We start from the raw sequence: 9,897 nt of genomic DNA, 5'->3' as shown, positions 1-9,897 counted from the left end.
TCACGTTGATCATCGACTGGCCGATCATCGCGCAGCCGCCCATGCCGCCGAAGAATCCGGTGACCACGTTGGCGGTCCCCTGCGCGATGCATTCCTGGCTCGCGCCGCCGCGCTGGCCGGTCATCTCGCCCACGAGGTTCAGCGTCAGCAGGCTCTCGATCAGGCCGATGGCGGCAAGGATCACCGCGTAGGGCAGGATGATCTCCAGCGTCTCCCAGTTCAACGGCACGGCGGGGATGTGGAAGGCCGGCAGCCCGCCCTCGATCGAGGCCATGTCGCCGACCCGCGGCGTGTCGAGCCCGAAGCCGATCACCACGATCGCGGTGATCGCGATGCCCGCCAGCGGTGCCGGAACGATCTTGGTGAGCTTCGGCAGCAGCCAGATCACCGCCATGGTCAGCGCCACCAGCCCCAGCATCAGCGCCAGCGGCATGCCGCTCAGCCACTCTCCGCCGCCCGGCCCGTGGCCCGCGGCCTCGGCGCTGCCCGGCACCTTGAACTGGGTCAGCTGCGCCATGAAGATCACGATGGCGAGGCCATTGACGAAGCCCAGCATCACCGGGTGCGGCACCAGCCGGATGAACTTGCCCCAGTGCATGACCCCGGCAAAGACCTGCAGGATGCCCATCAGGACCACGGTGGCGAAGAGATACTCGACGCCGTGATCGGCCACCAGAGCCACCATGACCACCGCAAGTGCGCCGGTCGCGCCCGAGATCATCCCCGGCCGGCCGCCGATGACGGCGGTGATCAGCCCGACCATGAAAGCGGCGTAAAGGCCGACCAGCGGGTGCACCCCGGCGACAAAGGCGAAGGCCACCGCCTCGGGCACAAGGGCGAGCGCCACCGTCAGACCCGACAGCACGTCGGTCTTGACCTGGCCGGGCGTCAGCCGGGTGGTGGGCGCGATGCTGAGATCGGGCATCGAGATGCGTCTGGCGTACCGTGCCAAAAGGGCCTTTGCCATGGGTCTGTCCTGTTCGGTTCGTTTCTGCTGCGCGCCTGCGCGGATACTGCAGCGCGGCGTGAATTGCCAGCGTTTCGGTCCCGGAGACCGCATCCGCAGCCGAAAACGCGAAGATTTTGCGCCCCGGCCGGCGGTCGCGCCCGCTCCGGCACGGCGCGGCCCGCAGCGCGCCGGCCCTTTCCTTCCGCGGCTGTCCCGTGCAGTCTGCCCCGGAACAGACCGCCGCAGCAACGGCCCGGACCGGAGGACGACCCATGACAAGCACCATGATCGGCGTGATCGGCGGATCCGGGGTCTACGATCTCGAGGCGCTGTCTGACCAGCGCTGGCAAAACGTCGAGACCCCCTGGGGCGTGCCCTCGGACGCGATCCTGACCGGCACGCTCGAGGGCGTACCCATGGCCTTCCTGCCGCGCCACGGCCGCGGCCACGTGCACAGCCCCTCCTCGGTGCCCTACCGCGCCAATATCGACGCGCTCAAGCGGCTGGGTGTCACCGACGTGATCTCGGTCTCGGCCTGCGGCTCGTTCCGCGAGGACATGGCGCCGGGGGATTTCGTCGTCGTCGACCAGTTCATCGACCGCACCTTCGCGCGGGAGAAGAGCTTTTTCGGCGACGGTTGCGTGGCGCATGTCTCGCTCGCCCATCCGACCTGCCGGCGGCTGAGCGACGCCTGCCTGAGCGCCGCGCGCGAGGCCGGCATCACGGTGCATGACGGCGGCACCTATCTCGCCATGGAAGGCCCGCAATTCTCGACGCTGGCAGAGTCGCGCATGTATCGCGACAGCTGGGGCGCCGACGTGATCGGCATGACCAACATGCCCGAGGCCAAGCTCGCCCGCGAGGCCGAGCTCTGCTACGCCTCGGTCGCCATGGTCACCGATTACGACAGCTGGCATCCCGAGCACGGTGCCGTCGAGGTCTCGGATATCGTCCGGGTGCTTACCGGCAATGCCGCGAAGGCGCGGCGCCTCGTCGGGCGCTTGCCCGCCCTTCTCGGCCCCGACCGCGCGCCCTGTCCCCATGGCTGCGACCGGGCGCTCGACCACGCGCTGCTCACCGCCCCCGGGCACAGGGATCCTGCGCTCCTGAAACGGCTCGACGCGGTGGCAGGGCGCGTGCTCGGCTGAGCCCCGAGCCCCTCAGGGCAGCGGCACCTCGCGGATCAGGCCCACCTTGGCCCGCGCCACCACGTCGAGGGTAAACCCGCTTGCCCCCTCGCAACTGCCCCCGGTGGGCGCGATGGCGCCGCGATTCAGATCCGGGCAGGCTTCGGCGAACCGCTCGGCATTGCTGAACAGGATCGGATCCGACTGGAAGCTCACGCCCACCGTGTTGCGGCTCAGGGTCGAATCCGGGCGCAGCCGCGTCTCGACCAGCGACTTGATCACGATGCAGGCGGTCTTCTTGCGCTCAACGACCGCGGTCACCACGTCACAGAAACAGTCGTTGCGGATGCGGCTCTGAGGGCTGCCCTCGATCCGGCTCACCTCGCCGGTAAACGACAGCCCGGTGAGCGAGGCCGCGGTGACGGGCAACTCTCCGCTGTCGAACCCGAAGATCTCTTTCGAGCGCCGCGCAAAGGCAAAGGCCTTCTCCTCGGCGGCATCGAGCACGTTGTAATAGCGCGACCGGATCTCGCTGTTGGGCGACTGTTCCGGGGTCAGATCGACCGAGCAAAGCAGGGACTCGATCCGTGTCCCGTCCGGCGACAGCGCCACGATGTCGCCGGCCTCGAGCGGGTCGTTGCCAAGGTGACGCTGCATCTCGTTCTTGATCGAGATATCCATCTTGCTGACCCCGGTCAGCAGGGCGAAACAGACCACCAGAACGGCGGTGAGGCCGATCGCGGTCATCACGGGCCTGAACATCGGCTCAGCCCCCGATCTTCGGACAACAAACGCCCGGACCGCATTCGTAATGGCTCGCGGGGCAGAGCGTCGGCGCGGGAAGCGGTGACGGGATCGTCGGCGTGGTCTGGGCCTGCGCGGACGCGGTGGTGAGACCGGCAAGCACCGCCGCGGCAAGGCCGGCACGGATGAGAGGTGTCATCGTCAATACTCCGAGTTCGAAAATGAAATTGGCGTCGTGAATACCCCATAAAATGGCATATTTTAGGGATTCGCTCAACTCAGAGGTTATCCCCTCCCCTGCGAGGCCCCCGACAGCGGCATCTTGGCGACGAAATCCGGGGCTGCGTCGCATCCCTGTTGTCACGCGGCGACCGAGGCGACATTCTGCGCGCAAGCAAGGAGTTACCATGCCCTTAGATCTCTGGCTGACCTTCGTCGCCGCCTCCACCGCGCTGCTGCTGATCCCCGGCCCGACGGTGCTGCTGGTGCTGTCCTACGCGCTCTCCAAGGGCCGTTCCGTCGCCGTGGCCTCCGCCACCGGCGTGGCGCTTGGCGACCTGACCGCCATGTCACTGTCGCTGGCGGGGCTCGGCGCGCTGGTGATGGCCTCGGCCACGCTCTTCACCGCGCTGAAATGGATCGGGGCGGTCTATCTCGTCTGGCTCGGCATCAAGCTCCTGCGCTCGGCCCCAAAAGACGGGCTCGCCCTACCCGACACCGAGGTCACCGCGAAGGGGGTCTTCGCCCATGCCGCCGCGGTCACCGCGCTCAACCCCAAGAGCATCGCCTTCTTCATCGCCTTCGTGCCGCAGTTCCTGACGCCCTCGGCGCCGCTGCTGCCGCAATTCGCGATCCTCGTGACCACCTTCGTCACCCTCGCCGCGTTCAACGCGCTGGCCTACGCGCTCGCCGCCGACCGGCTGCGCGCCGCCATTGCCCGCCCCTCCGTCATCGCCTGGCTGACCCGCGCCGGCGGCGCCGCGCTGATCGGCATGGGGCTGCTCACCGCCACCCTCCGCCGCAGCGCCTGAGAGAGCCATGATCCAGCAAAAACAGGTCCAGGACTACATCCGCTCCATCGTCGATTTCCCGCACGAGGGCATCATCTTCCGAGACGTGACGACGCTCTTCGCCGATCCGCGCGGTTTCCGCATGGCGGTCGACCAGCTGCTGCACCCCTATGCCGGCATGCGCTTCGACAAGGTGGTGGGGCTCGAGGCGCGCGGCTTCATCCTCGGCGGCGCCGTGGCGCATCAGCTCTCCGCCGGCTTCGTGCCGATCCGCAAGAAGGGAAAGCTGCCCGACGCGGTGATCTCGGAAGCCTACACGCTGGAATATGGCGAAGCGGTGGTCGAGATCCACGACGACGCCATCGCGCCCGGCGAGCGCATCCTGCTCGTCGATGACCTGCTGGCCACCGGCGGCACCGCCGAGGCCGGGATCAAGCTGGTGGAGCGGCTCGGCGGCGAGATCATCGGCTGCGCCTTCATCGTCGACCTGCCCGATCTCGGCGGTCGCGCCCGGCTCGATGCCATGGGCATGGACGTCCACGCGCTCTGTGCCTTCGACGGGCTCTGACCCCGCGGCGATCCGCGTCCTGGCCAGCGGCCTGCCATTTTTGAGTATTTGAAACGTAGAGAAGATCAGGCGCGGCGCCCTGCCCTTCTCTTCGTCGAAAATACTCCGGGGAGTGTGAGGGGCTGGCCCCTCACCGGCCGACCGCTCGCAAAAGGCATCACGGTCAGGCGGACGCGTCACGCCACCACAAACACCGAGGCCCCCGCACCGGCGGGGGCCGAGACATCCTGTGCGCCGCAGGCGCGCCTTGAGATCAGGCCGCGTTGGCGGCGCTGCGCGGCTTGCCGGCATTGCCGTCGATGAACTCGAGCACCAGCGGGCGGATGTTGTTGCGCCAGCTCTTGCCGGCGAAGATGCCGTAATGGCCCGCACCCGGCTCGAGATGCGCCGCCTTCTTCGAATCCGGCAGCCCGGTGCAGAGATCGAGCGCCGCGACGCACTGGCCCGGCGCCGAGATGTCGTCATTCGCGCCTTCCACCGTCTTCACCGCCACATCGGTGATCTTGCCGATATCGACGAGGTGGCCGTCCACCATGAAGCGGTTCTCGGCGATCTCGCCGTTCTTGAAGATCCGCTCCACCGTCGAGAGGTAGAACTCCGCCGGCATGTCCATCACCGCGAGATACTCGTCGTAGAAGCGGTTATGCGCGTCGTGATCCGAGGCCTCGCCGCGGGTCACCCGCATGATCTGGTCGTTGAACGCCTTCGAGTGCCGCTCGGCGTTCATCGCCATGAACGAGGTCAGCTGCAGCAGGCCCGGATAGACCAGGCGGCCGACGCCCTTGTACTTGAAGCCGACGCGCTGGATCATCGACTCCTCGAGCTGGCCCATGGTCACGCGGTGGCCGAAATCGGTCACCTCGGTGGGCGTCGCGTTGGGATCGATCGGCCCACCGATCAGCGTCAGCGTGCGCGGCTGCGCCTTGGGGTCGAGCTCGGCCAGATAGGCGGTCGCGGCCAGCGTCAGCGGCGCCGGCTGGCAGACCGCGATGACGTTGGTCTCGGGCCCCATGTGGCGCATGAATTCCATCAGGTAGAGGGTGTAGTCCTCGATGTCGAACTTGCCGCAACTCACCGGGATGTCGCGGGCGTTCTTCCAGTCGGTGACGTAGACCTCGGCATCGGGGATCAGCGAGATCACCGTCGAGCGCAGCAGGGTCGCGTAATGGCCCGACATCGGCGCCACCAGCAGGATCTTGCGCGCCTTCTCCTCGCGGCCGAGCACGTTGAAGTGGATCAGGTTGCCGAACGGCTTTTCGAGCACCGTTTCCTTCTGCACGAGATGGTCCTTGCCATCGTTGCAGGTCATGGTGCGGATGCCCCAGCTGGGCTTGACCACCATGCGCTCGAAGCTGCGCTCCGCCACTTCGCCCCACGCGGCCATCCAGGTCAGCGCCGGGTTCGGCATCGCGGCGAAGGCCGGGTAGGACGCCATCGCCTTGGCCGTCGCGCCGAGCCACTGATTGGTGTTTCGAAGGGATTCCATCAGGTCATAGGTGGCCATGAATCGCATGAGCGAAGTCTCCTGTCTCGTGACACGCCCAAGCGTCAGAGCCCCGGCTGCCCCCTCCTTTGCAACCCGGACCGCTTCGACGTCAAATGAATTCGCCGCTTTGCCATCGGCTGCAGCGCCGTTATCGTTCTGGGTAAGGAAGATAGGGGGGATTCGAGCGCATGACAACAAAAGCCACGGTTCTCAGCGCCGAACGCGAGAAGCTCGACAACAATCTCGTGAAGATCGAGGAACTGTCACAGCGCCTGATCGAGGCGCTGGCGCAACGCAAACCCATCAACCACGCGCTGCACGGCCCGGAGCCACTGCTCTACGCCCAGGCCATGCAGGCCTACTGGCAGGACTGGATGAACAATCCCGCCAAGGTGTTCGAGCAGCAGGTCGGCTACTGGGGCAAGTCGCTGAGCCATTTCCTCGAGGCGCAGAAGGCGCTGAGCGAGGGCCGGCTCGCCCCGCCGGAGGATACCGGCCCCACCGACAAGCGCTTCAAGAACCCCCTCTGGGACAGCCACCCCTATTTCAACTTCATCAAGCAGCAATACCTCATCAACTCGGAAGCCATCCGCAATGCGGTCGACGAGATCGAGGAGATGGACCCGCAGGAGAAGCGCCGCCTGCGTTACTTCGCGCAGCAGATCACCGACATGATGGCGCCGACCAACTTCTTCGCCACCAACCCCGACGCGCTGCAGAAGGCGGTCGAGACCGAGGGCGACAGCCTGGTGAAGGGGCTCGAGAACCTCGTCGCCGACCTCGAGGCCAACAATGGCGAGCTGGTGGTGCGGCTGGTCGACGAGGAGGCCTTCGAGGTCGGCGGCAACATCGCCACCGCCGAGGGCAAGGTGGTCTGGCGCAACCGTATGATGGAACTGATCCAGTATTCGCCCACCACCGACCAGGTGCGCGAAACGCCGCTGGTGATATTTCCGCCCTGGATCAACAAGTACTACATCCTCGACCTCAAGCCGCAGAACAGCCTGATCCGCTACATCGTCGATCAGGGCTACACGCTCTTCGTGGTGAGCTGGGTCAATGCCGACGAGAGCTACCGCGATGTCGGGCTCGAGGATTACATCGAGGACGGCTACCTCACCGCGATGCGCGTGGTGCGCGAGATCTGCGGCGTCGACCGGCTCAACGTGGTGGGCTACTGCATCGCCGGCACCACGCTGGCGCTGACGCTGTCGCTGCTGAAAAAGCGCGGCGACAAGCAGATCAAGTCGGCCACCTTCTTCACCGCGCTCACCGATTTCAGCGATCAGGGCGAGTTCGTGCCGTTCCTGCAGAACGATTTTGTCGACGGCATCGAGAAGGAGATCGAGGCCAGCGGCATCCTCAAGAGCTTCATCATGTCGCGCACCTTCTCGTTCCTGCGCTCGACCGACCTGATCTACACGCCAGCGATCCGCTCCTACATGATGGGCGAGACACCCCCTGCCTTCGACCTGCTCTACTGGAACGGCGACGGTGCCAACCTGCCCGGGCGGATGACGATGCAGTATCTGCGCGGCCTCTGCCAGCGCAACGAATTCGCCGAGGGCCGCTTCGAGCTGATGGGCGAGACGCTCGACGTTCGGGATGTCGACGTGCCGCTGATGGCGATCACTGCCGAGACCGACCACATCGCCGCGTGGAAGGACTGTTATCGGGGCGTGCAGAAGATGGGCTCGCGCTCCAAGACCTTCGTGCTCTCGGAATCGGGCCATATCGCCGGCATCGTGAACCCGCCCAGCAAGAAGAAATACGGCCACTACCTGAACCCAGACCTCAAGCTCTCCGCCCCGGAATGGCAAGAGGCCGCGGAGTATCACGAGGGCAGCTGGTGGCCGGTCTGGGACGAATGGCTGCGCAAGCGCTCGGGCAAGATGGTGCCCGCCCGCGAGCCCGGCGATTCGGCGCATCCCCCGCTTTGCGACGCGCCCGGCACCTACGTGCGGATCAAAGCCAACCAGTAAGTGCGCACAACTGCTGGTTTATGCTGCATTGCAGAAATTCCTCTTGAAATGCTGCACCGCAGCATGCATATTGTTGTCAGCCGATGAATACGGGGGGTGGGCCCCCGAGGCAGACAGACAGGAATTTTGAAATGGCCGCCAAGACGCAAGACTTCACCGCCATGATGAAAGACATGATGGGCGCCTTCCCCGTGGACACCAAAGCCATGGACGAAGCGTTCAAGACCACCGCGACCCTGAACGAGAAGCTCTCGGCAGTGGCTCTGGAAGCCGCCGAGAAGTCGACCGAGATCTCGGCCAAGTGGACCAAAGACACGCTGACCAAGCTGTCCGACATGTCCAAGGTCAAGAAAGAGCCGGCCGACTACGCCAAGGCGATGACCGATTTCGCCTCCGCTCAGGCCGAAGTTGCCGCCGAGAACATGGCCGCCTTCGCCGAGATCGCGAAGAAGGTCCAGATGGACACCGTGGAACTGATGATGGCCGCCGGCAAGGACTTCTCCGAAGACGCCACCGCCGCCATGAAGAAGGCCACCGACGACATGACCGCGGCTGCCAAGAAGGCAACCACGAAGTGATCGTACACCCGGCGCCCGGAACTCTCCGGGCACCGGCACAGAAATTGCGCCCCTCTCCTCCCAAACCGGCGCAATAACGTGGGGCGGGTTCCGCAAGGAACTCGCCCTTTTTTTACGTTTTTCTTCAGGAAATTGACCGATTTTGCGGTCGGCAAGGGCTCGCGCATCGGGCGAATTTTCTCCGCAAACCGCGACTGAACCCTTGCAATGCTGCAGCGCAGCAACGATGTTGTCTAAGCGTAAGCCAAGGCGGATTCTCCGCCAGATCACCCTGCCAAGGAGGAGAGACACAATGGCCGCGACGCAAGATTTCACCGCCGCAATGAAAGACATGATGGGCGCCTTCCCGATGGACATGGCCGCCTTCGAAGAGGCCTGGAAGAACTCTGCCGGGATCAGTGAAAAAGCCTCTGCCATCGCGCTCGACGCCGCCGGCAAGACCGCCGATATCTCGGTCGGCTGGACCATGGAAACCCTCACCCGCATGGGCGATCTCGCCAAGGCCAAGCCGGCCCCGGTCGACTATGCGCAGGCGATGACCGATTTCGCCACCGCGCAACTGCAGAGCGTGAACGAACACCTGACCGCCTATGGCGATGTCGCCAAATCGGCCCAGAGCGAAGCGATGGCGCTGATGATGTCGGTGGGCAAGGATGTGGCCGACGACGTGACCGCGACCGCGGCGACCACCGCCAAGGCCACCGAAAAGGCGGCCAGCAAGACCGCCTCGGCCGCCACCACCACCGCGAAGCGCACCACCACCGCCGCCAAGCGCACCACCACGGCCGCCAAGAAGACGACGACGACCGCGAAGAAAGCGGCACCCACCGCCGCCAAGCCCGCACCCACCGCCCCGGCGCCGGCCCCCGCACCCGAGCCGGTGAAGAAGGCTGCCGAGGCCGTCGCGCCCGAGCCTGCGGCTCCCGCCGCCCCCTCGACGCCGGCTGCATCGACCGAGACCAAGAGCTGACCTCGGCCTGAATCGCCAGACCGGAAAACGCGGCCCCCCGGGCCGCGTTTTTGTGTCTGCCATACGCCTCCTGGCCGCCTGGGCCGGAACCGCAGGGCCCTCTCCCGCGCACGCCCCCTTCCCCAAACGCAAAACGCGGCCCCTGGGGGCCGCGCCTGTAGATCCGGAGCTGAGAGACCGCCGTCAGTCGACGATGGTCGCCTGCGTCGCGTTGCGCAGCTCTTCCTCGGTCACGCCATCGGCCAGTTCGACGATCTTCAGACCGCCCTCGACCACGTCGAGCACGCCGAGGTTGCTGATGATGCGGTCGACCACGCCCTTGCCGGTCAGCGGCAGGGTGCATTCCTTCAGCACCTTGCTGTCGCCATGCTTGTTGGTGTGGTCCATGACCACGATCACACGGCCGACGCCGGCCACGAGATCCATCGCGCCGCCCATGCCCTTGACCAGCTTGCCCGGGATCATCCAGTTCGCCAGGTCGCC

Annotated in this window: 11 protein-coding genes; 6 read left to right on the top strand and 5 right to left on the bottom strand. The window is 65.8% G+C overall.

From position 1 onward, the window contains the following. The coding region (locus tag AC6RA4_RS19335) for a SulP family inorganic anion transporter (RefSeq protein ID WP_500163161.1) at nt 1-967 on the bottom strand (967 nt) is incomplete at its 3' end. 254 nt (nt 968-1,221) lie between these two features. On the opposite strand from AC6RA4_RS19335, the gene AC6RA4_RS19330 reads away from it, so the two are divergent. Then, entirely contained in the window at nt 1,222-2,097 is an 876-nt protein-coding gene (locus tag AC6RA4_RS19330) for an S-methyl-5'-thioadenosine phosphorylase (RefSeq protein WP_500163159.1), read from the top strand. A 12-nt stretch (nt 2,098-2,109) separates the two neighbouring features. Here AC6RA4_RS19330 and AC6RA4_RS19325 read toward each other — a convergent pair whose 3' ends face one another. After that, complete coding sequence (locus AC6RA4_RS19325) at nt 2,110-2,838, bottom strand: hypothetical protein (RefSeq protein WP_500163157.1); 729 nt, start codon at nt 2,836-2,838, stop codon at nt 2,110-2,112. Nucleotides 2,839-2,842: 4 nt separating this feature from the next. Then, nucleotides 2,843-3,019 (bottom strand): hypothetical protein, encoded by a 177-nt coding sequence (locus AC6RA4_RS19320; protein ID WP_500163155.1) that lies wholly within the window; start codon nt 3,017-3,019, stop codon nt 2,843-2,845. 208 nt (nt 3,020-3,227) lie between these two features. Between AC6RA4_RS19320 and AC6RA4_RS19315 the strand changes: the two genes are divergently transcribed. Both AC6RA4_RS19315 and AC6RA4_RS19310 read left to right on the top strand, forming a co-directional pair. Next, the gene (locus tag AC6RA4_RS19315) at nt 3,228-3,851 is read left to right on the top strand and encodes a LysE family translocator (protein WP_500163153.1); all 624 of its coding nucleotides are present in this window, start codon (nt 3,228-3,230) and stop codon (nt 3,849-3,851) included. 7 nt (nt 3,852-3,858) lie between these two features. Further along, on the top strand, nt 3,859-4,398 hold the full coding sequence (locus tag AC6RA4_RS19310; protein WP_500163151.1) for an adenine phosphoribosyltransferase: 540 nt from the start codon (nt 3,859-3,861) through the stop codon (nt 4,396-4,398). Nucleotides 4,399-4,651: 253 nt separating this feature from the next. Here the strand turns inward: AC6RA4_RS19310 and phaZ are convergent, their stop codons facing one another. Continuing rightward, on the bottom strand, nt 4,652-5,911 hold the full coding sequence (phaZ, locus tag AC6RA4_RS19305) for a polyhydroxyalkanoate depolymerase (protein ID WP_500163149.1): 1,260 nt from the start codon (nt 5,909-5,911) through the stop codon (nt 4,652-4,654). 161 nt (nt 5,912-6,072) lie between these two features. Here phaZ and AC6RA4_RS19300 point away from each other — a divergent pair, with 161 nt between their 5' ends. The 3 genes from AC6RA4_RS19300 (at nt 6,073) to AC6RA4_RS19290 (ending at nt 9,414) form a co-directional block, all read left to right on the top strand. Beyond that, nucleotides 6,073-7,866: a PHA/PHB synthase family protein gene (locus tag AC6RA4_RS19300; RefSeq protein WP_500163147.1), complete on the top strand. Its 1,794-nt coding sequence runs from the start codon at nt 6,073-6,075 to the stop codon at nt 7,864-7,866. 131 nt (nt 7,867-7,997) lie between these two features. Further along, nucleotides 7,998-8,444, top strand: coding sequence for a phasin family protein (locus AC6RA4_RS19295; protein WP_500163145.1), 447 nt, complete (start codon nt 7,998-8,000; stop codon nt 8,442-8,444). Between the two features lie 292 nt (nt 8,445-8,736). Continuing rightward, nucleotides 8,737-9,414, top strand: coding sequence for a phasin (locus AC6RA4_RS19290; RefSeq protein ID WP_500163143.1), 678 nt, complete (start codon nt 8,737-8,739; stop codon nt 9,412-9,414). Between the two features lie 183 nt (nt 9,415-9,597). Here the strand turns inward: AC6RA4_RS19290 and AC6RA4_RS19285 are convergent. Next, a partial coding sequence (locus AC6RA4_RS19285) for a CoA-transferase (protein ID WP_500163140.1) occupies nt 9,598-9,897 on the bottom strand: 300 nt, incomplete at its 5' end.

The sequence above is a fragment of the Salipiger sp. genome (assembly GCF_059781815.1).
Note: the sequence above shows the minus strand (reverse complement) of the source record. Positions and strands in the feature narration are given on the sequence as shown.